The 22,605-nt window shown below is 70.1% G+C and carries 19 protein-coding genes and 1 pseudogene; 6 read left to right on the forward strand and 14 right to left on the reverse strand.

The genetic code is table 11. From position 1 onward, the window contains the following. Positions 1-7: 7 nt before the first annotated feature. Positions 8-1,744, reverse strand: coding sequence for an immunity 49 family protein (locus ABZ624_RS05200; RefSeq protein WP_360083205.1), 1,737 nt, complete (start codon positions 1,742-1,744; stop codon positions 8-10). 374 nt (positions 1,745-2,118) lie between these two features. Here ABZ624_RS05200 and ABZ624_RS05205 point away from each other — a divergent pair. Continuing rightward, a pseudogene (locus ABZ624_RS05205) lies at positions 2,119-2,331 on the forward strand (IS5/IS1182 family transposase); the annotation flags it as partial. 50 nt (positions 2,332-2,381) lie between these two features. Here ABZ624_RS05205 and ABZ624_RS05210 read toward each other — a convergent pair. Together ABZ624_RS05210 and ABZ624_RS05215 are read right to left on the reverse strand one after the other, a co-directional pair. Beyond that, positions 2,382-3,203 (reverse strand): MerR family transcriptional regulator, encoded by an 822-nt coding sequence (locus ABZ624_RS05210; RefSeq protein ID WP_360082745.1) that lies wholly within the window; start codon positions 3,201-3,203, stop codon positions 2,382-2,384. 82 nt (positions 3,204-3,285) lie between these two features. After that, positions 3,286-3,519, reverse strand: coding sequence for a hypothetical protein (locus ABZ624_RS05215; RefSeq protein ID WP_360082747.1), 234 nt, complete (start codon positions 3,517-3,519; stop codon positions 3,286-3,288). Positions 3,520-3,902: 383 nt separating this feature from the next. Here ABZ624_RS05215 and ABZ624_RS05220 point away from each other — a divergent pair, with 383 nt between their 5' ends. The 5 genes from ABZ624_RS05220 to ABZ624_RS05240 all read left to right on the forward strand — a co-directional run bounded on the left by ABZ624_RS05220 (position 3,903) and on the right by ABZ624_RS05240 (position 11,586). Further along, positions 3,903-5,006: an FHA domain-containing protein gene (locus ABZ624_RS05220; RefSeq protein ID WP_360082749.1), complete on the forward strand. Its 1,104-nt coding sequence runs from the start codon at positions 3,903-3,905 to the stop codon at positions 5,004-5,006. 175 nt (positions 5,007-5,181) lie between these two features. Beyond that, complete coding sequence (locus ABZ624_RS05225; protein WP_360082751.1) at positions 5,182-6,423, forward strand: hypothetical protein; 1,242 nt, start codon at positions 5,182-5,184, stop codon at positions 6,421-6,423. Further along, positions 6,420-7,736, forward strand: coding sequence for a hypothetical protein (locus ABZ624_RS05230; protein WP_360082753.1), 1,317 nt, complete (start codon positions 6,420-6,422; stop codon positions 7,734-7,736). The genes ABZ624_RS05225 and ABZ624_RS05230 overlap by 4 nt, the downstream gene beginning before the upstream one ends. Then, positions 7,733-9,766, forward strand: a complete 2,034-nt coding sequence (locus ABZ624_RS05235; RefSeq protein WP_360082755.1) for a vWA domain-containing protein — start codon at positions 7,733-7,735, stop codon at positions 9,764-9,766. The genes ABZ624_RS05230 and ABZ624_RS05235 overlap by 4 nt, the downstream gene beginning before the upstream one ends. Before the next feature lie 35 nt (positions 9,767-9,801). After that, complete coding sequence (locus tag ABZ624_RS05240; RefSeq protein WP_360082757.1) at positions 9,802-11,586, forward strand: protein kinase; 1,785 nt, start codon at positions 9,802-9,804, stop codon at positions 11,584-11,586. A gap of 71 nt (positions 11,587-11,657) precedes the next feature. On the opposite strand, the gene ABZ624_RS05245 is transcribed toward ABZ624_RS05240, so the two are convergent. The 11 genes from ABZ624_RS05245 to ABZ624_RS05295 all read right to left on the reverse strand — a co-directional run bounded on the left by ABZ624_RS05245 (position 11,658) and on the right by ABZ624_RS05295 (position 22,570). After that, positions 11,658-12,407 (reverse strand): hypothetical protein, encoded by a 750-nt coding sequence (locus ABZ624_RS05245; RefSeq protein WP_360082759.1) that lies wholly within the window; start codon positions 12,405-12,407, stop codon positions 11,658-11,660. A 34-nt stretch (positions 12,408-12,441) separates the two neighbouring features. Next, the gene (locus ABZ624_RS05250; RefSeq protein ID WP_360082761.1) at positions 12,442-12,930 is read right to left on the reverse strand and encodes a hypothetical protein; all 489 of its coding nucleotides are present in this window, start codon (positions 12,928-12,930) and stop codon (positions 12,442-12,444) included. Further along, positions 12,927-14,201, reverse strand: coding sequence for an MlaD family protein (locus ABZ624_RS05255; protein WP_360082763.1), 1,275 nt, complete (start codon positions 14,199-14,201; stop codon positions 12,927-12,929). The genes ABZ624_RS05250 and ABZ624_RS05255 overlap by 4 nt, the downstream gene beginning before the upstream one ends. Then, on the reverse strand, positions 14,198-15,490 hold the full coding sequence (locus tag ABZ624_RS05260) for an MCE family protein (protein ID WP_360082765.1): 1,293 nt from the start codon (positions 15,488-15,490) through the stop codon (positions 14,198-14,200). The genes ABZ624_RS05255 and ABZ624_RS05260 overlap by 4 nt, the downstream gene beginning before the upstream one ends. After that, positions 15,487-16,596 carry an MCE family protein gene (locus ABZ624_RS05265; RefSeq protein WP_360082767.1) on the reverse strand — a complete coding sequence of 370 codons (1,110 nt, stop codon included), beginning with the start codon at positions 16,594-16,596 and terminating at the stop codon, positions 15,487-15,489. The genes ABZ624_RS05260 and ABZ624_RS05265 overlap by 4 nt, the downstream gene beginning before the upstream one ends. After that, positions 16,593-17,573, reverse strand: a complete 981-nt coding sequence (locus ABZ624_RS05270; protein WP_360083207.1) for an MCE family protein — start codon at positions 17,571-17,573, stop codon at positions 16,593-16,595. The genes ABZ624_RS05265 and ABZ624_RS05270 overlap by 4 nt, the downstream gene beginning before the upstream one ends. Before the next feature lie 176 nt (positions 17,574-17,749). Further along, entirely contained in the window at positions 17,750-18,790 is a 1,041-nt protein-coding gene (locus ABZ624_RS05275; RefSeq protein ID WP_360082769.1) for an MCE family protein, read from the reverse strand. Further along, positions 18,787-20,034, reverse strand: coding sequence for an MCE family protein (locus ABZ624_RS05280; protein ID WP_360082771.1), 1,248 nt, complete (start codon positions 20,032-20,034; stop codon positions 18,787-18,789). Before ABZ624_RS05280 ends, ABZ624_RS05275 begins: the two co-directional genes overlap by 4 nt. 11 nt (positions 20,035-20,045) lie before the next feature. After that, positions 20,046-20,870, reverse strand: coding sequence for an ABC transporter permease (locus ABZ624_RS05285; RefSeq protein ID WP_360082773.1), 825 nt, complete (start codon positions 20,868-20,870; stop codon positions 20,046-20,048). 3 nt (positions 20,871-20,873) lie between these two features. Further along, a complete protein-coding gene (locus ABZ624_RS05290) occupies positions 20,874-21,644 on the reverse strand; it encodes an ABC transporter permease (RefSeq protein WP_093478077.1) in 771 nt (256 codons plus the stop codon). Beyond that, positions 21,641-22,570, reverse strand: coding sequence for an ABC transporter ATP-binding protein (locus ABZ624_RS05295; RefSeq protein WP_360082775.1), 930 nt, complete (start codon positions 22,568-22,570; stop codon positions 21,641-21,643). Before ABZ624_RS05295 ends, ABZ624_RS05290 begins: the two co-directional genes overlap by 4 nt. Positions 22,571-22,605 lie beyond the last annotated feature (35 nt).

Below are 22,605 nucleotides of genomic sequence, written 5' to 3' on the forward strand. Positions count from 1 at the left end.
CCAGCTCCTAGAAGGGTTCGGCGGCCCGCAGGAGATCCTGTGGAAGGTAGGGGGATTCGACGCGGATGGCCCAGCCGCGGCGGCGGGCGTGGCAGGCCAGGGCGAGGATGTCGAGGTTGACGGAAGCATCCGGATCGTCGGCGCGGTCGGCGACCTGGTAGTAGTCGCGGTGGGCTTCGAGCGCGTCGGCCAGGGCCAGGTTGAAGCTCTCCTCGTCGCCTTGCACGAGCTGTGACAGCAGCACGGCCGGCGGCATGGCGAAGCCCCAGTCCTTGGCTTTCTCGTCCTGTTGCAGCGCCCGCTGCGCGGCCGGCTCGGGGTCGGTGCCCTTGAGGTAGGCGTGGAGGGCTTCGCGGTACGCGCTGAAGGCGGAGCGGTCCGGGCGGGCGAAGGCGGGGCCGGTGAGGACCAGCGGGGCGAGGTCCTCACGTGCTCCGGTGATGAGGGCGAAGGCAGTGGCCGTCTGCCAGTTCCCGGCGCCGGCTTCCTCGCCCCGCTCGGCCGGGTAGCGCAGCGTGCGGCCGTCGATGGTCACCTCGGCCTCGGTGCCCGGTTCCGCGAGGGCGATGCGGAACAGGGCCGCCCCCGTCTGGGAGGCCAGCCGAAGGTTCGCGAGCTGTGCTTCCGTGACGCCGCCGGGGCTCCCCGCACGCCACTTGAACAGGCGCTCCTGATCGCCCATGACGCTGCCCAGCAGCCAGACAGCCAGGGGCTCTTCGCCGACGGGCGTGAACGCCTCCTGGATGTGTTCCTCGTACATGGCCTCGATCCGCGGGTTCACCGTCCGCTTGCAGGCGGGCCGTTCCACCACCAGGGGGCCCGCGGCGAGCGCGGCGACCGCGTCCGGCCGCCGGTCCCGGCCGAACCCCGCGACCCGCGGGCCTCGGGTCTCGAAGCCGGTGACCAGCGCGTGCGGGAGGTAGTCGGTGCGGACGGCAGGTGCCCAGCCCAGGGTCCGGTACGCGAGCGCGGCGAGGGTGATGGGGACGAGCGGGAGAAGGGTGCTCGGGGAGGCCGCGGGGCCGTGCAGGGTGGTGTGCCTGGCCAGGAGGTCGGCCAGCGCGGCATCGAAGGCGCCTTGGTCCTCGGCGGCCAGGGCGCGCAGCGTGTGCAGCGCCGCGCTGTCCGGCCGGTCCAGGAGAGGCTCGCCGGTCTCCTGGGCGCGGCTACGGATGCGGTTCAGGGCCGCGTCGACGGCGGCGAGCTTGGCCTGCGCGCTCGGCGGGTACTCCTCGTCGTCGCCGGTGTCGTCCAGGACCACGGCCATCAGTCCTGTGGCGAGCTCGCCGAGGGGCGTTCCCTGCGCCTGCTCGGCGAACTTCCGCCGGGCGAAATCGAAGGCCTCGCCGTGCCAATCGGCCTTGTCCGTGAGGACCGTCAGGCAGAGCGCGTCGATCCACTCCCCGGGCGTGACGCTCTCCTCGGGGGCATCCTCACCCGGGTCGTAGCTCATGCCGAAGTTCACATACTCCAGGAAGACGTGGAAGCTGCAGTGCGGGTGGTACGCCGCGTAGGCGACGGCGCCGGCCGCGGCTTCGGAGGCGTCCTTGAGGGCGGCCTTGGCCTCCGGGGTGTCGAGGTCGGGTGTCTCGACGGAGAGGGCGCCCAGGTAGTCGAGGAACCCCTCGGCGATCGACTGCCATTCGTAGGTGGCCATCCGGCCGCCCCGCGACATGGACCGCACCTGGCTCCCGATGCGGTTGGTGAAGTCCTCGCGCGCTGCCGACACGACGGCTCCGCCCACCTGGTGACGCTCTATCCGCACTGCCCTGCTCCTTGATCGAATCTCTGCGACAGCCTAAGCGTGGGGTCTGACAGGCCGGCGGCTGCGGCTGCACCTGAACAGACGGCTCCGAGGAGGCGGCACAGACAGTGATCATCTCCGTCGCTCCTTGGGGCCTGGAGTCGGTCGACGCCGGCGTCGAGTTCGAGGTTCGGGCTGATCAATCGACCACAATCTGAGGCTCACGATCCGGCAAGACTGGTCGACGCACTTCCGGAGCCGGAAGTGCCCGCCCCGCGTGTGGTCGGCGTCGACGACCCGGCAAGCGTCGCGCGGACAAGGCGTGCTTCTCCGCCGACCACATCACCTGGCTGCGCGAACATGCGCTCATCACGCGCATCGCGCGTCCGGGGATGGAATCGGGCGAACGGCTCGGCCGGCACCGCTGGAAGATCGAGCGGGCGATCGCCTGGCAGTTCGGCTACCGCCGCCGCACTGTCCGATACGAGCGAACCGGCTCACACTTCCTCGCCCTTCTCGGCCTCGCCGCCGCCCTGACCTGCTACAAGAAGCTCTCAAGACTGAAGTCGGGCAGCGGGAGACCGTAGCGGTCCCCCGCTGCCCGAACCTGATCACAGGCCACGCTGGGGCGCGATGATCAGGCCCGGGTCACCGGTGCCTGCAGTTCCGTCACCCAGTCGTCACGATTTTCGGGGCATTCCAGGTTGATCTCCCGGGGGTATCCGGTCGACTGGTAGCCGCGGGCGTCGATCCAGCGGGCCAGGGCCTGGGCGGTGGGGAGCACGGTGTCCATCGAACCGCGGTGCACGATGGTCGCCGCCTGGTCAAGGCACGGCAGGTCGAGGATCCGGAAGGCGCCGTCCTGGAGAGGGGCGGACACCTGGACGGCGGCGTGGACGGTGATCCTGCCGCCGCCCTCCGGGGCGTCCTCGTAGTACGCGACGCCGGGGCCCGTGGGCGTAACACCCGCCGAGCCCAGGCACCGGAACAACTCGTCGTAGAGCGGCCCGATGACCGGGCCGATGTCCTCGGGCTGGAAACTCGCGGCGGTTGCGGTCAGCTCCGCCACCCGGACGGAAGGGACGCTCTTGATGACAACGTCGTTGGTGGGCATGTGTCCCTCACCCTCGATCGCTCGGAGCCTCGCCTCGACCTGGACCAGCCGTGCTCCTGCGGCAGCAATTGCCGTCTCCAGTTCGGCCCGCCGCAGCCGCAGCATGCCGCGCAGTTCCTCGAGGCTGACCTTCTCGTCCACGATGTCCTGGACCTGCTGGAGAGTGAATCCAAGGTCCTTGAGCGCGATGATCCGGTTGAGGCGGGCGAGCTGAGCAGCGGTGTAGTAGCGATAGCCGCTGGCGGGGTCGACGTGAGCCGGGCGCAGCAGTCCGGTCGCGTCGTAGTGACGCAGCATCCGGACCGAGACGCGGCCGTGCCGGGCGAAGTCTCCGATGGTGAACATGATGTCTCCGAGCTGACCGCCTGACACGGTGTGAGAGTCAAGAAGCTACGTGGCGGCCGAGGGACAGCGAAAACTCGGGGCCTCATCGGCGCAGATGCATGGGGTGCCCGCAAGTGAGCAGTCCATGACGAGACAGCGCCCCACGGCGGACCGGGTCACGGTGGGGGTCGGTCAGGGCGTACAGGGCGCTACGGGGCAGGCGCTCGAAGCCGGCTAGCCGCAGAATGTGCTCGGCGACGTGGTTGTCGTGCGAGGTCGCCGCCACGACGCCGTACCGGTCGTGGTGGCCGGCAGTGTGCGGGCGAGTTTCCGCCACGAAGATGCACCTCGCAGAGGTCGGGCCGTGCGGAGGCCGAGGATGCGGCCGGACGACGGATTTGGTGTGGCCGGAACTTTGCGCTAGCGCGATGGGGACAGGCCGTCGTGGCCGAGAGAGCCGGCCGGCGAAGACGCTGCGGCCGGTCTCGTCGCCGCAATGCTCAGGCGGATCGCGCGTTGGGACCGGCGCGAGCGGCATGGGCCTGACCGGGCTGCACGGCCGCGCAGGGCTCGCTGGACCCGTGCCGTCTCGGCGCGCAGGCGGCCGTTCCCCATTCAAGTCAGGGAGGAGTGCCGGCCCTCGGCGTTGCGCCCTGTCGTCTCGAAGAGAGCTTGAGATCCCGACCCCGACAGTGGGCCGAGGTCGCGTAACCTGCCGCCATGTCAGGGATGGATGCGGTCGTTGATGTGTCGAATGTCTGTTGGGCGAATGACATCGCGCCAGGGCCGAAGTCGCCCCGGCTGGGGCGGCTGCGCATACTGACGGACGCGTGGCGCGGCCTGTACGGCGCTCAGACGCGTATGGAACTGGTGGTGGACCGGTCGCTTCGGTACAAGATCCCACCAGGTGAGAGACACGAGTTCGACCGGATGTGCCGGACGGGGGAGCTTGTGGAGGTTCCGTACGCGGACCCCGTGATGCTGTCCATGGCAGGCGAGAGAGACCTGAAGGTCATCAGCCGGGACAAGTTCATCGACCTGCGGCGGCGACATGCCTGGATCGAGGGCGCTGCCGAGCGGTTTTACAGGTGGAGGGTGGAGAGCGGCGGGCTGCGCTTCGTACCGAGCGGAATCGTGCCGGTTTCGGGACATGTCGTGTCACAGGCGGAAGAGGACAAGGAGCTGACCCGGGACGGGCTCAAGGACCGCAAGGACGTCCTGAATTTCGCCTGGAAGTGCGTGTCACGGTGCGCGCTGTCACAACTGTGGCCGGACCGCATTCTGTTGTGGCCCGTGGTGGACCGAGAAACCGGCGCGCCGGTGTGCCCGGACCGCAATTGCCGCCGGCCGTTGGTGAAGGTGGGGGCGCGTAAGTCCGCGCGGCAGATCGTGGTCGCACGTCGGGACGACGGCACGGAGATCGTGCGTTTCCCGCTGGAGGCGGGGGACTGTGTGGAGATCGGCCGGGGCGCGCTCTCGCACGGGATCAACCTGGACGGGCTCGGCGATCAGCACCGCCAGGCTGTCGCGGCGGTCAGCCGTCATCATCTGCTGCTCGAACTGGACGATCGTCTGGTGCTGTCAGCGCGTGACGTCGGCTCGTCGCACGGGACCGAGGTGCAACGCTGGACCGGGCAGGCGCTCGGGGATCCCAGGCGGTTGGCGGCGGGCGAGGAGGTGCGACTGAACAGTCCGGACCGACTGGTGCTGGCCGGAGCCGTGGTCGTGCGGATGTCGGGTCGGCGTCACAGCCCTGATGTCGAGTATCCGGAGTCCGGCGATGCAGGCGGGGCAAGTACGGCCTTCGCGGACCCCAAGCAGTGACAAGTGGTCTCAGAAGACCACGAAACCATTGTGAGATGAACAACACACGGCTAGGCTTCGGTGCGTGCTGGTGAGTCTGACACGGGTGGGGGCTGCGCGGCAGGCACTTGCCAAGGGACTGGTCCTGCAAGGTGCCGACCCGAATGCCGTGGTAGCGCAGGCGACACGGAACGGTATGCCCGCTGTCGGAGGCGAGCCCATCCGGTTGGAGCAGCATTCCAGACACCAGGAACTGTTGCAGCTCGTCACGCCGATGTCGTGGCTGGGCACCAGAGGAGCCCGCAGGGAAGGATTCGACGCGCTGGCACGCGCAGTTGACACGGTGGCGACGGCAGCGACGCAGGCGGGAGGCCTGCTGACGGCTCCGGGCCTGTCGCTGGACGGTTCGGTCGTACCCTTGGACGGTGATACGCACTGGCTGGAGGCCACCGACCCGGTCGAGCAGGAGGTGTTGTGCAACCTCCTACGGCGGCACAGCCCACTGCTGATCGCGATAGCCGGCCGGGGGTCCTTCGTCCCGGGCGGGCGCCGGGACCGTATCGGCTCGCGCTGGCTCGCCGACTCCCGTGAGCACCTCGCCGCCCGCTTCCTGGCTTCCGTGTCGCAGCGCCATCTGTACCGGGTGCAGGCCGAGTTGCGCCGTCGGGACGGCATCAGCCATCTCGATCGGATGGATGTCGCTCCCGTGGTGGGCGACGGAACCGTACTCGTCCGCTGCCTGGACGCGCAGGTGTCGCTGGCCGAAACGCGTGCGCACGTACTGCTGTTGAGTGCCCTGGCACTGAGAGCGCGAGCGCTGGTGAAGGAGGGCCGCCGCGAAGGACATGTGCCGCAACGGCTGTTGGAGGAGAACCGCGCCCGCGCGATCTCCGACGGGCTGCGTGCCGGTCTGGCAGAGGACAGGCGTCCGCGCGACCGGGACCGTGACAGGCACGACCAACCGGCACGGAACCAGAACCCGCAGGAACGTAAGGTCCCGGCCCGCCAGGCGGTTCGGGTACTGCTGGATGACCTCGTGCCGGAGTTCAGCCGGCTGGACGCCACCCCGGAGGAGATTCTTCCCCTGCTGTGTCTGGTCGAGTTGCCGGGCGGACAGTCGCTGCGGGCCCAGGACCTCTTCGCCCAGAGCGGCAGGAGCGGGCGGGTGCCGCCGGAGACCGTACGGGAGATGCTGACCGACAGCCGGCCGGGCGGTCCGCTGCTCGATGCGGTGTTGGCCGAGTACCCGGGCAGTGGTCAGCTGATGATGAAGGTGTGGCGGGAGGCGCTGGAGAGCGGAGTTTCGCTTCGGGCACGCCGTGACCGCGATCGCGCCCCGGCCCCTTCCAGCGGTCGGCAGGACCAGCGGCGCAAGGCAAGGGCAGATGGCCGACGGGGCCGTCCGGCCGGCCCGGCGAAGGGAGGGAAGCAACGGTGACCGTTGTGCACTCCGAGCACTCTGCGGTGCCGGCCGGCGAGGTGGAGGTCGTACTCGATCTGCGTGCGTCCACGTTGTCCCTGTCCGGTGCTGCGCAGTACGCCGAGTTATGGAATCAGCTGGAGTCGGCGTTGCTGGGGCAGTCGTTACGGACGGGCGCCCCCTACCAGTGGAGTTCGCACTTCGGCGACATCACGGTGGAGATCGTCCGGCTGGCGCCCGGAGTGACGGTGACCCACGAGAACACCCGCTTCGACGTCGTGGCGGTCAGAGAACGGGCGACTCTCTCCTACCGGTGTGCCACCTGCGCCGAGCTCGGCAAGGAGACGTACGGACCGTTTGTGTGCCGCGGTTGTGCGGACGCTGGGCGCAGGGACCGGGTCTGCGACGAGCATGTCGTCATTCTGGACGGGGCGCTCATCACTGCCTGCCCGCTCCATCGCCCCGAGTGCGGGGAATGCCGGCAGCCGGCCACCTTCCGGTGTGCCGGGCCTCGTTGCCGCACGAAGACCGCCTGGTGCGACGCCCACCGCGTTGCCCATCCTGAGGACCCGGACACCGATTACTGCCCTTCCTGCTACCAGCTGGTCTTTCCGGTCTGCGAGCACAGCGGTTGCAACGGTGTCGGCACCATGGCCTGCGACATCGTGGACGGCTCTGGCCACCCCTGCGGACGGCAGGCCTGTACCCGGCACGCACTTCGCTGGCAGGTCTTCGGCCACGAGAGGACCGGGCTGGGGCTGTGCAAGCAGCACCATGCGGCGCTGCGTGGCACTGCGCCGGTGGAGCTGATGCGGCAGATCGTGTCTACTGCCGCCCGGCGCTCCGACGACTTCAGGACACCCAGACTCGTGTCGTTCGGCCACAATCTGCGCAACACCGGGCATCGACAGCTCGCCGTCGACTACCGGTCCATCTACGAACAGCTGCGACGGCTCCGTGACGACTGCGAGGGCAGCGGAGACCGGCACGTTGCGGGCGCCCTGCGCCGCGCAGATGCGGGATGGCAGCGTGAACTCGCTGCCCTGGTAGGCACCGCGGAGGAGGGAGAACGGCTACTGGCCCGGCTGCGACTGCTCGTCGAGCAGCAGGACGGGCGCCGGGGCCCGGAGATCGCGGCGGCGCTGCGGCTGGTGGAGTTCAAGGCTCCGCGGGTTCGCAACGGGGTCACGGAACGGCGGGGCATCCTCTTCATCGACCTTCCTGCGCCGCTTCGTGGACTCTTCATCGGTGCCAAGGGCGTGAACGTGGCGAGGTACCGGACAGAGCTGGGCGTGGATGTGAAGTTCGAGGGCGATCGGAGCCGACGATGACAGGACGCCCGGGGGACCCGGCCGACACCAAGGCGGTGGTCGTACCGGCCGGGGGCGTCCTGGCCGGGGCGCGCGTCGGCGTGTCCGCCGCCGACTGGCCGCCCGCCTCGGCCTCTCAGGACATTCGCTTGCGCGTGCTCACCGTAGACACGGGCTACGACAGCACCTCCGTCGCTGTCGAGGTGGTGCCCCTGGACGATGTGCCGTCCGGTGTCCTGGCGATCCCCGACGACCTGGCCCAGACCACTGATTTCGCCGGGGCCGAGGAGACCGCCACCTGGCGGCTCGACGCGGCCCCGGTGGTGGAGGCTCGCTCCGTGCGGCTGGAGTCATCCACCGAGCGCTCGCTCGACGACACCGCCCGTGATCTGGCCGAGGCGGGTCTGGTGGGCAGAGTCATGTGGATCCCCCACGACAAGCACGAGCTCTGGCTGGACGTCGATTCCGTTCCCTTCAGGGTTCAGCAGTACGACATCGAGGGCCGTGACGGCGTCATCCTCAGGATCGGCGAGCGTACCGCCGTGGATCTCTTCGTGCCGGGCGCCCGGAGCGGCGTCGACATCGTCATCCTGGCCGACTGCAGCGGCTCGATGGGGTGTGACGACATCGCGTCGGTGGGGGAGTACGCCGCCGCCCGAAGGTCCGTGGTCCGCGACTGGCGCACCTATGTGGGATCCCGGAGCCGCACGGCCCAGGTGGGCATGAGCCGGATGCGTGCGCTTCAGGACGCGCTGCAGCACCTCCTCGACGTACGGCTCCAGGTGAGCGGCCGGGTCTCCCGGGTCGCGCTGGTGGAATTCACCCACGGCACCCGGCAGGTCTTCCCCCGTCAGGGCGGCATGTCCGAGGTCGACGCGGGCACGCCGCAGGAGGCAGAGGCGTTTCGGCACGCGATCGCCCTCCTCCAGGCTCAGAACGCAGGCACCGACATCGGCAATGCCCTGCACGAGGCAGCCAACCTCCTCTACCGGCACCACAAACCCGGTAACGAGAAGCTCATCGTGCTCGTGAGCGACGGCGCGCACTGGGCACCGAAGGGTGAACAGGGATCCGGCGAGGTGGTGTACGCGCACCAGGAGCCGGTCAGTCTCATGGAACACCTGCACGGTGCCACGGGCATTCGGGTGCATGCCATCGGCATCAGTACCCCCGCCATGTACGAGAGGTGGCTGGCGCAGACCGGGGGGCAGGACCACGAGTCGCTGCGGCCGGACCACGCGCTGCTGGCGGAACTGGTCCGGGTCGGCGGCGGCGACCCTGCCGCCATCGGTGGCTACGAGGTGCTGGACGAGTACTTCTCCGGACTGGGTGCGGGCCTGTCGCGCCGTGTGCGGGTGACCCGCGGCCAGTCCACGGCCTCGGGCCTGCCGGCCGCGACGACGCAGGTGCTGCGGGACTGGGCGGTACGGCTGTCGGCCGGCCGCACGGTGGCGCAGTCGCAGGACCTGGCCAGGCGTCGGGAAAGCGTCCGCGAACGGCTGTCCGCCGCCGTCGGCCGGTGCGTCGAGGCCGCCCAGACTGCGCTGCGTACGCCGTTGCTCGACCAGCGGCAGCTCTGGGACGCGGTGACCCGCGGTATGGAGGGCAGGCGTGGGGTGCCCGACGCCAAGGCGTTCGTCAGGATGGTCACGCGGGCACTGCTGCCACAGTCGGGGCAGGCGCCGCTGCCGGAGCGGGTCGCAGCATGTCACCAGCAGGTGCGGGAGTTCCTGTCCGGGCTCACCGAGGAACACAACCGGCTCACGGCCTCAGGCACCGGCGTCGACGACGACGCGTGGATCGTGGAGCGCTGTGACCGGCTGGCCGATCTGGTGGAAGCCCTGGCCCTGCAACTTGAGGCTTTGCCACCTGCCGCCAACCCGCCTGCCAACCCGCCTGCCGGGCCGCCCGAGGACACCCGTCCGGCCGATCAGTCGGCCGCCCATGAGGCTCGGTACGAGGTTGAGTCCGCGCTCGGCACGGCGAGCATGACCCCTGGCAGCTCTCAACCGACCTTCCCGCTCGGGCTCCAGGCCCGCTTCAGGCTCTGAGCGTGCCCGTGCACTCCAGCCCATGGGAGCCCGGCATGTGTCTCGGTAGCCGGGAGAACCCCGACCAGTACATCCTCGACAAGTACATCGCCCGTGGAGGGGAGGGCGAGTCCTGGCGCGCCCGCCGCATCGATCGGTCCGGTGAGGTCTCCGACTGGATGGTCAAGGTCCTTCCACCCCAGAGCGACCCGACCGAGCTGCGGAAGTGGCAGGGGCGCTGGGAGGACTGTGCCGCCAACGCCATCAACCTGGCGATCGAGGGCCTCGTCGCGCCGATTGCCATCGTCGGTCCTTCACCCCATTGGCCCGGGACGGAATCCGGCACGTACTCCTCCTACCTGGTGACGCCCTGGTGTGATGGCTGCAACCTGCGGCAGTGGGCGGAACGCAACCCCGATCCCCTCGAAGTAGCCGACGTCCTGGTACGGCTGTGCGCACTGGTGGACCGTCTGCACGACCGCGGCTGGATTCACGGGGACATCTCGTCGGGCAACGTCATGATCACCCGGAGCCACCGGGTCCAGCTCATCGACCTCGCCTTTCTGCACCGCGCGGGCGTCCCGCGTACCGCACCCGTGTACACCAAGGGCTACGTGGCTCTGGAGAAGGTGCCCGACCTGCACCTGACCACGATCGAAGCCGAGCGCTATGCGGTGGGGGTGCTGGCCAGGGAAGCGTTGCTCGGCGTGGCTCCCGAGGCGGTTCCCGGCGGCGCGCGCAGCCAGTTCGAGGAAGAACTGACGCACGCCGGCTACTCCGCGGAGACTGCCACACACGCCGCCCTGCCGCTGGCGGACGATCCAGCGCAGCGTCCCTCGAAGTTGCTGCCATGGGCGGAACGGCTGCGCGCATTGCTGCGGGACGGCGGACGCCCGGCGCGACACCAGTGCGTGGACATCCTGGCCGGGAGCACACGTGGCTTGATCGTGGCTGCGGGCGGGGCGGGCGGCGTGGAGTTCCTCCGAGTGCCGGGACCCGCTCCCCTTACCGAAGCGCTGCCCCCTGACGAGGGCGCACCGCGCGGAGTCCACAAGGTCGCGATCCAGTACACCGGCACCGGACGCCCGGTCGTCTTTGCTCTCGACCGTGCCGGCGATCTCCACGTCGGCGACGCGTCCGGCTGGCGCACGGGGCTTGTGGGGGCCGCTGGGCTCGCCGTCTGCTGCACCCCTGAAGGGAACCTCATCGGCTGGACGGCACACGACGGCGCCCTGTACGCCGTGCGGTGCCCGGCGGACGGTGGCGAGCCCGTACGGCAACGGGTGGAGCAGACACCGGCTGAACGCGTTTTGGCGGCGGCCCGCGATACAGACGGCAACACCGCCGTACTCGTCGACGACGGGAGCGCCGTGTCGTGTCTACGGCTGGGACAAGGCCAGCCCCATCCGCCGCCTGATCGAGAACTCGTGCACGGCCGGCGGGCCGATCAGGCGGCCCTCGCGGTGAACCGCTGGGGCAACCTTGAGGCCGTGCTGAACTTCCCTTCCGGCCCGCCGGAACGTGTGGAACATGACGGCATGGGCTGGGACACCCCAGTCACCCTGGCCACCACACAGCCGGTGTACGACGTCACGGCTGTCGGACATCGAGGCGGCCCCACGGTGGCACTGGCCGGACCGGAGGGCGTACTGGTCATGACGGGAGACGCTGAGGACAGCGCATGGAGGCTCATCAAGGAGTCCTCTGACGCGACGCAGGTCACTGTCGCCGAGGGAGCTGGATGGAGACTGTGTCTGGCAGCCGTCGTCGACGGCACCGCACGCCTGTGGTTCGAGAAGGTGACGGGCAACGGCTGGGACGACCGCGTCGTTCTGATGTGAGGCCTCGCTCACGCTTCTGGGACTGGGCGGTCAACGGTTTTCACCGAATCGCCGTGCGTGCACATGCCTGGTCAGAGGGCGTCGACGCCGCTCACCTTCCAGCCGTCGGAGGTGCGGGTGAGTGTCAGTCGCACCCGGTTGAGGTCCAGCCGGGGCTGTGGGACCTGCGTGCTCTCGGTGATCTGGTTGACGAAGAGCAGCACGACCGCCTTGTCCGGGGTGGCCGACACGACGGAGGCAGCAGGGGCGCCGCCGTCGGAGGGTGTGGCCACGGTTGCCTTCACCACGCCGTGGTACTTCGTCGCGGTCGGCGCGACCACCGTCTTCGTCGTCCTGCCGTACTGGTCGCGGAAGTGCCCGGTCAGCAGGGCGCGAGCCCGGGCGAAGTCCCGGTCCAGGTGCCGGTAGTCGTACGACAGCACGACCGGCGCGGCCTTCTGCGCGGCCGCGAGGGCCTCGCCGCGGGCCTGCTCCGCCTGCCGCCCCTGCCGGTACTGCCACCCGAGGACGGCGGCCACGACCAGGGCCGCCACGAGGACGACGCCCAGTACGGCGGTGAGCACGCTCCGCCCGATCCTGCGCGAGGGCGCGCTCTCCTCCGGCTCGTCCTCGAAGGGCGCGGGCTCCGGCGGGTCCTCCCAGCCGTCCGCCGGGGGCTCGACGAGCAGGGTGCGTCCGGGGGCGGCTTCCTCTTCCTGGCGGGCAGCGTGCTCGGGGCGCGCCGGCCGTCCGGCGCGCTTGGCCGCCGCGCGGGCGGCCGCGGTCATGGTGCGGCGGGCCGGGGAGCCGGTTCCGCGGGTGCGGGAGGTCGGGTTCGCCACGGTGTCTCTCCTCATTGATGGCCTCAGGGGTGGGTCAGCCGACGAACGTGACGTCGGAGGTCAGCCAGCGGCCGGCCACGCGCACGAGGTCGAGCTGGAGCCGGTAGGTGCGCGCCTGGCCCTCCGGCGCGGCGGTGTTGGTCACCTTGCTGTCGGCCACGACCAGGACCCGGGCCGAGCGCGCGTCGGACCGCACGATGCCCGCTTCCAGGACCTGCCCCTCGGACACCGACTTGTTCTGGGCGACGAGCTTCGTCAGCTGCGCGGTCTGCGCGGCGAACTGTTTCCTGAAGTCGCCGGTGGCGCCCTTCAGCACGGTGCGGCTGTCCCGGTCGTAGTGCCGGTAGTCGAGCGAGGTGAAGTTCAGCGCCGACTGGCGGGCCGCCGCCAGGATGTCCTGACGGCGCTGCTCCGCCGCGTGCTGGTCGGCCGACTTCAGGCCCAGCCAGACGGCCAGCACGGTCGTCAGCACGGTCGCGGCGACGAGCACCGCCGACAGCAGCCTCGCGCGTCCCCCTGTCATGCCATCGGTCCCACGAGCAGCCATTGCCACGACTCCTTTCCGAACACGGTCTGTTCGCCGCCCGCCGAGCCGATCTCGACGGGCGTTCCGTCCGGGCCGGTCACGGTGCCGGTCTCCGGGTCGTACGGGGCCACGAACGCGGCCTGGTTCGCGCCGGCCGAACCGGACGTCGCGCCGGGCGCGTTCTGTGCTCCGCGCACCGAGGTCTTGCTGCCGCGCGGTGCCGTGCAGTGCGCGGCGGTGTTCGCCGGGCGCGTGCCGGTGTCGGCGGGGTCGCGCCGCTGGGTGCCGTAGCCCTGGGTGCACGCGGGCGGGTCGTCGGCGTTCACGGTCAGCCCGAAGTGGGTGGTGCCGTCGCCGGGGATGACCGTGTAGCTGCCCGCGACCGTGAGCGGGAGCGTGACCAGGGCCTGTTCGACGCCGGGCAGCCGGGCCACGGTGATCTGGCCGCCGCTGATGAGGTTGGCCAGCAGCACCGGCACGTGCGGCCGGGTGGACTTCAGCAAGGAGTCCAACTGCTGCGTGGCGGGTGGTGTGTTGCCGATCAGCCGGCGCAGGTCGCCGTCGCTCGACTTCAGCTGCTCGGTGAGCGTGGCCAGGTCGCGGGAGAACGACTTGATGGCCGAGCCCTGGTCGGCCTGGGTCTTGAGCACCTTCCGCGAGTCCTCGATCAGCGAGACCGTCTGGGGGAGCGACGCGGACGCCGACTCCACCAGCGCGTTGCCGGAGTCCACCAGCCGGCTCAGGTTCGGTCCGGTGCCGGAGAACGCCTTGCCCAGCTCGTCGACGGTGACCCGCAGATCGTCCTTGCCGACCGAGTTGACCAGCCGGTCGAGGCTGAGGACCAGGTCGGTGACCGGCAGCGGGGTCCGGGTACGGCTGCGCGGGATCGGACTGCCGTCCATGAGGTACGGGCCGCCCGACCGCCGTGGCTGGAGGTCGACGTACTGCTCGCCCACCGCCGAACGGTCGGCGACCACCGCGAGCGTGTCGGCGGGGATCCTCGGGGCGCCGTCCTCGATCTTCAGCGCCACCGAGACCCCGGACCCGGTCAGCTGCAGAGCGCCCACGCGGCCCACCGGCACACCCCGGTAGGTGACCTCGGCGCCGGGGAAGACGCCCCCGGACTCGGCGAAGTCGGCGCGCACGGTGTACCCGCGGTGCAGGACGTCGTCCACGAGGCCCGTGTAGCGGGCGCCGACGTACGACACCCCGAGGGCGGTGACGGTCGCGAAGGCGAGCAGCTGGGCCCTGACCGTACGTGTGATCACGGCAGTATCCCCTTCAGCATCAGCTCGGCGAGGCCGAGATCGATCCCGGGCGGGAGCCGACGCGCGCCGCCCCCGGTGCCGTAGGCGGCGGTGCACACCGGCGGGCACAGCAGGGTGCTGCCGTCGGAGGGCGTCGAGGGCACGGCGGGTGCGGAGGGCGCGGAAGGCACGGACGGGGCGGACGGCAGGGACGGGACGGACGGGATGGACGGCAGAGGGGTGGGGGTGGGGACGCCGGGAAGGTGCGGCGTCCCGGGGGCCGGGGACTTCCGGCCCTTGCCCGGCTTGTCGGTGACGTTGCCGTAGAGGCCCGCCAGGTCGAGGTCGGCGGTGATCTTCAGATTGACGTAGTCGCCCTTGATGGCGTCCGTCGCGTTGCGCGGGAACGGGTAAGTGGTGAGGATCTCAAGGGAGTTGGGCAGGTCGTCGCCCGCCTTGTTCAGCTCCTGCAGGATGGGCCGGAGCTTCTTCAGGTTGGCGACCGTGTCGTCGTGGGAGGCGTTGACCACCCTGGTGCCGGTCCTGCCGAGGCCGGCCAGGGCGGTGAGCATCTTCGTCAGGTCCTTGCGCTGGTCGGCGAGGGCCTTCAGGGCGGGCGGCATGGTGTCGACGGCCAGGGCGATCGTCTTCTTCTCGTTCTTCAGCCGCTTCGCCAGCCGGTCGACGCCCTTCAGCGCGCGCACGATCTCCGCCCGCTGGTCGTCGAGGCCGCCGAGGAACGTGTCGAGCTGCTTCAGCAGGGACCTGACCCGGTCCTCGCGGCCGTTCAGAGCCTTGTTCAGCTCGACGGTGATCGTCTTCAGCTGGGCCACCCCGCCGCCGTTGAGCAGCGCGGACAGGGCCGACAGCACCTCCTCGACCTCCGGGTTGCGGCCGCTGCGGGACAGCGGGATGCGGTCGCCGTCGCGGAGCCGTCCGACGGGCGCGGTGCCGGCCGGTGCGGACAGGGCGACGTACTTCTCGCCGAGCATGCTGGTCTGCCTCAGGTCGGCGACCGCGTTGCCGGGCAGCTTCACCGAGTCGGCGATCCTGAGCCGTACGCGGGCGTGCCAGCCGTCCAGTTCCACCTTCTCGACCGCGCCCACGGTGACGTTGTCGACCTTGACCGCCGACTGCGGCACCAGGTCCAGTACGTCCCGGAAGTCGACGGTGACGTGGTAGGCGTGGCCGTCCGAGGCGGCACCGCCGGGGAGCGGGACGTCGTACCAGCCGTTGAACTCGCAGCCGGTCAGCAGCAGCGAGCCGGCCGCCGTCCAGGCGGCCACCTGCCCCTTGCGCAGTGTGCTCATGCCGGTGCCCCCAGGATTCCGCCGAGGGTCTTGTCGACCGTGCCCGTCGACGCCGGGGCCGACGGGACCTTGGGCAGGGAGTCGAAGAGCTTCTTCAGTCCGGCACAGTTGTCGTGGTCGTCGCCGGTCGTCTTCAGGATCGAGCAGAGCAGGGCCGACGGATCCTGCGACGTCTGTGCGTTGTTGCGGGTGTCGAGGGTGCCGGCGGCCGGGTTGTAGGCGTTCTGCAGGTTCGACAGGCCCGTGGGGGCGACGGTCATCAGTTCCTCCAGTGCGGCCCGTTGGGTGACGAGGACCTTGGTGACCTTGGCCAGGCCCTGGACGTCCGAGGTCAGCGCCTTCTTATTGCCCTTCACGAAGCCGGACACGTCCCCGAGCGCGGCGGCCAGGTACTTCAGCGCCGCCGCGAGATCCTTGCGCTCCCCGGCGAGCTGCCCGGCCGCGGTCGCGAGGTCGGTGTTGAACGACCGCACGCTGGTGTCGTCCGCCGCCAGCGCCGCCGTGAACACCTGAAGGTTCCGCACGGTCCCGAACAGGTCGCCGCGCCCGTCGGACAGCGTGGTGACCGCCTGGGACAGGTCCTCCACGGTCTGGTTGAGGTTCTTGCCCTGGCCCCGGAGGTTGTCGGCGCTCACCCCGAGCAGCCGGGACAGTGAGCCCTTCTTGTTGGCACCGTTCGGGCCGAGCGCATCGGCGGTGGTGTGCAGGCTGTCGAAGATCCGGTCCAGCTCGACGGGGACGGCCGTACGGGACTCGGGGATGACGTCTCCGTCCCGCATGACCGCGCCCTTGCGGTACACCGGCAGCAGCTGCACGTAACGGTCGCTGACCACCGAGGAGTTGACGATGGCGGCCTGGGCGTCGGCGGGGACCTTGCGGCCCCGGTCGTACTCCAGCTCCACCCGCACCCGGCCGCCCTCCGGCGTGATCTTCCTGACCTCGCCGATGCGGACGCCGAGGACGCGGACGTCGGAGCCGGGGTAGATGCCGACGGTGCGCGGGAAGTACGCCGTGACGCGGACGGGGGCGGGGCCCGGCCACAGGACGACGGCGAGACCGACGACGACCGCGAGCGCGGTGAACAGGGCCAGGAGTCTGCGGATCACCGGGTGCCTCCCGTCCGTGGCGTGACCGGGGCGGCGACCAGGTTCTGGACGTAGGAGTCGAACCAGCGGCCGTTGCCGAGGGTGTTGGTGAAGAGCCGTACGTAGGGGGCGAGGAGCCTGACGCTGCGGTCGAGGCTCGTCTGGTTGCGTGCGAGCATCCGCACGAAGGTGTTGAGGTTCTTCAGTGCGGGCCCGATCTCCTTGCTGTTGTCGTCGACCAGGCCGGACAGCTCGATGCCCAGCAGCGCGGAACTCTTGAGCAGCGTGTGGATCGCCGCGCGCCGCTTGTCGATCTCCTTGAACAGCGCGTCACCGTCCTTGACCAGCGCGGAGAAGTCCTTCGTGTGACCGGCCAGCACCTTGGTGACTCCGTTCGCACGGTCGAGGAGCCCGTGCAGTGCCTTGTCACGGGAGGCGACCGTCCGGGAGATCCGCGACAGTCCCCTGACCGACGCCCGCACCTCCGCGGGAGAGTCCTGGAAGGTGACGGAGATCGTGTCCAGCGCCTTCGCGAGCCGGTCCGTGTCGACCTTCTCGCTGGTGGTCGTCAGGTCGCTGAAGGCCTGGACGACGTCGTACGCCGACACGGTCCGCCCGAGCGGAATCTCGCTGCCCGGCTCCAACTGGCCGTGCCCTTTCGGGTACAGGGCCAGGTACTTCGCGCCGAGGATCGTCTTGACGCGGATCGCCGCGCCCGTGTCGGTGCCGAACCCCGGGTGGCCCTTCACCTTGAAGGTGACCTTGACGTGGTCGCCGTCCAGGTCGACGCCCTCGACCTTGCCGACCTTGACCCCGGCGATGCGTACCTCGTCGCCCGGCTTGAGCCCGCCGGCCTCGGAGAAGGCCGCGCTGTAGGTGTCGCCGCCGCCGATCAGCGGCAGGCTGTCGGCGTTGAAGGCGGCAACGGTGAGCAGCGCGAGGACGGTGAGGCCGACAGCGCCGACGACGACCGGGTTCCGCTCCCGGAAGGGCTTCAGGCGTGGGCGCCCCAGCCGGATGCCGGGCAGCTTCGGCGGCAGGACGCGCACCTTGACCAACGGCTGGGGGCGGGTCTTGCGCCTGGGCAGCAGCCGGGGGAGTTGCGGCAGCTTCGGTGGCAGGACCCGTACCTTCACCAGGGGCTCGGGACGGCGCTGCCGTGGGACACGCAGTCTCATCCGCCACACCTCGCCCGCGCCACGTGCAGGTCCGGGGTGATCACCTGCTTGGTCTTCGGCAGCACGATCCGGCCGTCGAAGTCGCAGAGGTAGAAGTTGAACCACGAGCCGTACGAGGCCGTCCCCGTCAGCTTGTTGAGCTTGTTCGGCAGCCGCTTCAGGACGCCCTCCACGGTGTTCTCGTTCTTGTTCAGCGTTCCGGTGAGATCGCCGAGCCCGGCGATGTCGTCCTTCAGCGGGGGACGCGCGTCCTTCAGCAGCCCCGACGTGACGTCCGTGAGGTCGCCGATGCTCACCAGCGACTCCCCGATGGGCTTGCGGTCGGCGGACAGTCCCGAGACCACCCGGCGCAGCTGCGTGAGCAGGTCGGAGAAGCGGGAGCCGCGTTTGTCGAGCGTCGCCAGGACGGTGTTGAGGTTGTCGATCACCGAGCCGATCAGCTTGTCGCGGTCGGCGAGGGTGGTGGTGAGTGAGGCCGTGTGCGCCAGCAGGCTGTTCACCGTGCCGCCCTCGCCCTGGAGGGTCTGGACGATCTCGGTGGCGAGCTGGTTGACGTCGCTCGGGCTGAGCGCGGCGAACAGCGGCTTGAAGCCGTTCAGCAGGGCGTTGAGGTCCAGCGCCGGCTGGGTCCGGGACAGCGGGATGGTGCCGCCCGGCCGCAGCCGGGCGGTGACGTCGCCGGGGCCCTCGGTGAGCGCGATGTACCGCTGCCCGACCAGGTTGCGGTAGCGGACGACCGCGTGGGTCCCCGCGAGCAGCGGCCGGTCCGCGCTGACGCTGAACGTGACCTCCGCCAGGGTCCGGTCCTTGATCCGGATGCCCTCCACCTCTCCGACCCGCACTCCGGCCACCCGGATGTCGTCGCCGGTCTCCAGCCCGGTGACGTCGGTGAACACCGCGTGGAAGGTGTCCTTCGGGGTGAAGGAGATGTTGACGATGGTGGCGGCGAGCAGCGCCGTCGCCGCGATCGTGACCAGTGCGAAGAGGCTGAACTTGACCAGCGGGGCGGCCGTCTGCCGGGCTCCTGACCTGCTCATGCGACGCTCACCGCCGTTCCGCGCGCGAGCGGCCCGAACAACAGGGTCGTGACGGGCGGCACCTGGTCCGCGGGGACGCCCATGACGGGGGCCACGAGCGAGCCGACGGCCCGCTGCTCGGCCCGGGTGGCGGACACGTCGACACCTCCGGGGAGTGCGCCGCCGGAACCTCCGGCGGACGTACCGTCGTTGAGATGGGGTTTCGGCCCGGGCACCTGAGGGTGCGGCAGACCGCGGCAGTCAGGGCCGGACCGCTCGCCGTACACCGGCTCCTCACCGGGCCGGTACGCCCCCTGCGGCCGGACGACCTCAAGGGTGATCCGCATCTCGCCGCCCCGGAACGCGTCCTCCGACGCCCTCTCCTGCCGGACCAGTCCCTGGAACAGGCACGGGTACTCGGGGGAGTAGCGAGCGAACAGTTCCAGCGTGGGGCGGGAGACCCGGCCCAGGGTGATCAGCCGGTCGCCGTTCTCGGACAGGAAGTCGTTCGCCGTGCCCGCCATGGCAGCGGTCGAGCGGAGCCCTGCGGCCAGCTGGTCCTGCTTCTCCACGATCGTCCGGCTGGTGGTGACCGTGTTGCGCAGGATCCGCATCAGGTCGGGCGCGGCGTCGCCGTAGACCTCGGCGACGTCCGCGAACCGCGAGATGTCCTCCTTGAGGGAGGGCAGGTGCGGGTTGAGGCGGCGCAGATAGCCCTCGACCCGGGTGAGGTTGTCGCCGATCCGGTTGCCGCGGCCCTCCAGCGCGGTGGCGAACGCCGAGAGCGTCGCGTTGAGCTCACCCGGCCGGACCGTGCGCAGCAGCGGCAACAGGTCGTTCATCAGCTGCTGCACCTCGATGCCGACCTTCGTGCGGTCCTGGGTGATGACGTCCCCGGCGCGGATGGGCCGCTCAGAGGTGTGCGCGGGCGGCACCAGGTCCACGTACTTCTCGCCGAACAGCGTCTTCGGCAGCAGCCGCGCGTGCACGTCGGAGGGGATGTACGCGACGTACTGCGGCTTGAGCGCGATGTCGAGCGTGGCCTTCGTGCCGTCCGCGTGCACCTCGCGCACCTCGCCGACCAGCAGCCCGCGCAGCTTGACGTCGGCCCGTGGATCGAGCTGGTTGCCGAGGGTGCCGGCCTCCAGGGTGATCGGTACGACGGAGGTGAACGCCTGCTGGTAGACGGCCACCGCGAGCGACAGCAGCAGCGCGAGCACGGCGAGGAACGTGATGCCGTACAGCCTGAGTCTCATTCTGCGCATGCGCACCGCTGTCACCCCGCTATCCGTACGGTCGTGTTGGCGCCCCAGATCGCGAGGCTGAGGAAGAAGTCCAGGACGTTGATGGCGACGATCGAGGTCCGCACCGCCCGGCCCACCGCGACGCCGACGCCCGCCGGGCCGCCGCTCGCGTGGTAGCCGTAGTAGCAGTGCACCAGGATGATCAGTACGGCGAAGACGATCACCTTGCCGAAGGACCAGAACACGTCGACGGGCGGCAGGTACTGGTGGAAGTAGTGGTCGTACGTGCCCGTCGACTGCCCGTAGTAGCCGGTGGTGATGGTGCGGGCGGCCAGGTACGAGGACAGCAGCCCGATCACGTACAGCGGGATCACCGCGACGAAGCCGGCGATCATCCGTGTCGTCACCAGGAACGGCAGCGACGGGACGCCCATCACCTCCAGCGCGTCGGTCTCCTCGCTGATCCGCATCGCGCCGAGCTGCGCGGTGAACCCGGCGCCGACCGTCGCCGACAGGGCGAGTCCGGCCACCAGCGGGGCGATCTCCCGGGTGTTGAAGTACGCCGACAGGAACGCCACGAAGTTGGAGGTGCCGAGCTGGTTGAGGGCCGCGTAGCCCTGGAGGCCGACCTCCGTGCCGGTGAAGAAGGAGAGGAAGGCGATCACGCCGACCGTGCCGCCGACGACGGCGAGCGCGCCGCGGCCGAAGCTCACCTCGGCGAGCAGCCGCAGGATCTCCTTCTTGTAGCGGCGCAGGGTGCGGCCCGTCCACGCCAACGAACGCCCGTAGAAGGACAGTTGGGTGCCCAGCTCTTCGAGTGAGCGCAACGGGCGATCGAGGAGTCTTTGCGGTCTCATCGGCTAACCCCTCTGCGGGACGACCTGGAAGTACACCGCGGTCATCACGAAGTTGGTCACGAACAGCAACATGAAGGTGATCACCACGGACTGGTTGACGGCATCGCCCACGCCCTTCGGACCGCCCTGCGCCGTCAGCCCCTTGTAAGAGGCGACGATCGCCGCGATGGCCCCGAACACCAGCGCCTTGATCTCCGCCGCCCACAGGTCGGACAGCTGGGCGAGGGTGGTGAAGGACGCCAGGTAGGCGCCGGGCGTGCCGTGCTGGAGGACGACGTTGAAGAAGTAGCCGCCCGCGACACCGACCACCGAGACGAGGCCGTTGAGCAGCACGGCCACGACCATCGACGCCAGCACCCGCGGTACGACGAGCCGGTGGATCGGGTCGATGCCGAGCACCTGCATCGCGTCGATCTCGTCGCGGATCTTGCGGGCCCCGAGGTCCGCGCAGATCGCCGTGCCGCCCGCGCCCGCGATCAGCAGCGCGGTGACGATCGGCGAGGCCTCGCGCAGCACGGCGAGCACGGACGCGGCACCGGAGAAGGACTGCGCGCCGAGCTGCCGGGTCAGGCTGCCGATCTGCAGCGCGATGACCGCCCCGAAGGGGATCGAGACCAGCGCCGTCGGCAGGATCGTGACGCTGGCGACGAACCACGCCTGCTGGATGAACTCGCGTGCCTGGAAGGGCCGTCGGGGCAGGGTGCGGACGACGTCCAGCGCCATCGCGAACAGGTTGCCCGAGTGCCGGAGCGCACCCGTCGGGGAGAGCCTCATGTGCCCGTCACCCCCGTCCCGTGCAGCTGGGCCTCGCGTCTCGCGATCGCCTCCCAGCGGGGCGGGCGGGTGATGCCGGGACCGGGCAGCAGGCGGGGGGTCAGCGCGTCGGCCGGACCGCCCTCGTCGATCTGGGCCAGTTCCTGCTCGACCTGGGCCGCGTCCTTCTCCTCCGCCATGCCGATCGGCCCCTGCATCCGGCCGTTCAGGAACTGCCGTACGACCGGCTCGTCACTGGTCAGCAGCTGCTCGCGGGGCCCGAACAGCACCAGCTCGCGCCGGAACAGCAGCCCGATGTTGTCCGGGACCTGGCGGGCCGAGGCGATGTCGTGGGTGACGATCAGGAAGGTCGCGTCGATCTGTGCGTTGAGGTCGACGATGAGCTGGTTGAGGTAGGCCACGCGCACCGGGTCCAGGCCCGAGTCCGGCTCGTCGAACAGGATGATCTCCGGGTCGAGGACCAGGGCGCGGGCGAGCCCGGCACGCTTGCGCATACCGCCGGAGATCTCGCCGGGCAGCTTCTCCTCCGCGCCGATCAGCCCGACCATGTCCATCTTTTCCAGGACGATCCGCTTGATCTCGCTCTCGGACTTGCGGGTGTGCTCGCGCAGCGGGAAGGCGATGTTGTCGTACAGGTTCATCGATCCGAACAGCGCGCCGTCCTGGAACAGCACGCCGAACAGCTTCCGCACCTCGTACAGGTCGCGCTCACGGAGCTTGGTGATGTCCCGGCCCTGGATCGTGATGGATCCGCGCTCCGGCTTCAGCAGCCCCACGAGCGTCTTGAGGAACACCGACTTGCCCGTCCCCGAGGGGCCGAGCATCACCGAGACCTCCCCGGCAGGCAGCGTCAGCGAGACGTCCTGCCAGATGACCTGGTGTCCGAAGGACTTGGTCAGCCCTTCCACACAGATCTCGACACCCATCCGGTTCCACCCTTCGCCCGTGGAGCAGCTCCGAC

The sequence above is a fragment of the Streptomyces sp. NPDC007205 genome (genome assembly GCF_040634095.1).
In the GTDB taxonomy this organism is placed as follows: domain Bacteria; phylum Actinomycetota; class Actinomycetes; order Streptomycetales; family Streptomycetaceae; genus Streptomyces.

Bases quoted from the DNA above. Each gene is read 5' to 3' on its own strand.
- ABZ624_RS05210 (WP_360082745.1), bottom strand. From the start codon at position 3,203: ATGTTCACCATCGGAGACTTCGCCCGGCACGGCCGCGTCTCGGTCCGG.
- ABZ624_RS05220 (WP_360082749.1), top strand. From the start codon at position 3,903: ATGTCAGGGATGGATGCGGTCGTTGATGTGTCGAATGTCTGTTGGGCG.
- ABZ624_RS05225 (WP_360082751.1), top strand. From the start codon at position 5,182: ATGCCCGCTGTCGGAGGCGAGCCCATCCGGTTGGAGCAGCATTCCAGA.
- ABZ624_RS05235 (WP_360082755.1), top strand. From the start codon at position 7,733: ATGACAGGACGCCCGGGGGACCCGGCCGACACCAAGGCGGTGGTCGTA.
- ABZ624_RS05240 (WP_360082757.1), top strand. From the start codon at position 9,802: ATGTGTCTCGGTAGCCGGGAGAACCCCGACCAGTACATCCTCGACAAG.
- ABZ624_RS05250 (WP_360082761.1), bottom strand. From the start codon at position 12,930: ATGACAGGGGGACGCGCGAGGCTGCTGTCGGCGGTGCTCGTCGCCGCG.
- ABZ624_RS05260 (WP_360082765.1), bottom strand. From the start codon at position 15,490: ATGAGCACACTGCGCAAGGGGCAGGTGGCCGCCTGGACGGCGGCCGGC.
- ABZ624_RS05275 (WP_360082769.1), bottom strand. From the start codon at position 18,790: ATGAGCAGGTCAGGAGCCCGGCAGACGGCCGCCCCGCTGGTCAAGTTC.
- ABZ624_RS05280 (WP_360082771.1), bottom strand. From the start codon at position 20,034: ATGCGCAGAATGAGACTCAGGCTGTACGGCATCACGTTCCTCGCCGTG.
- ABZ624_RS05285 (WP_360082773.1), bottom strand. From the start codon at position 20,870: ATGAGACCGCAAAGACTCCTCGATCGCCCGTTGCGCTCACTCGAAGAG.
- ABZ624_RS05290 (WP_093478077.1), bottom strand. From the start codon at position 21,644: ATGAGGCTCTCCCCGACGGGTGCGCTCCGGCACTCGGGCAACCTGTTC.
- ABZ624_RS05295 (WP_360082775.1), bottom strand. From the start codon at position 22,570: ATGGGTGTCGAGATCTGTGTGGAAGGGCTGACCAAGTCCTTCGGACAC.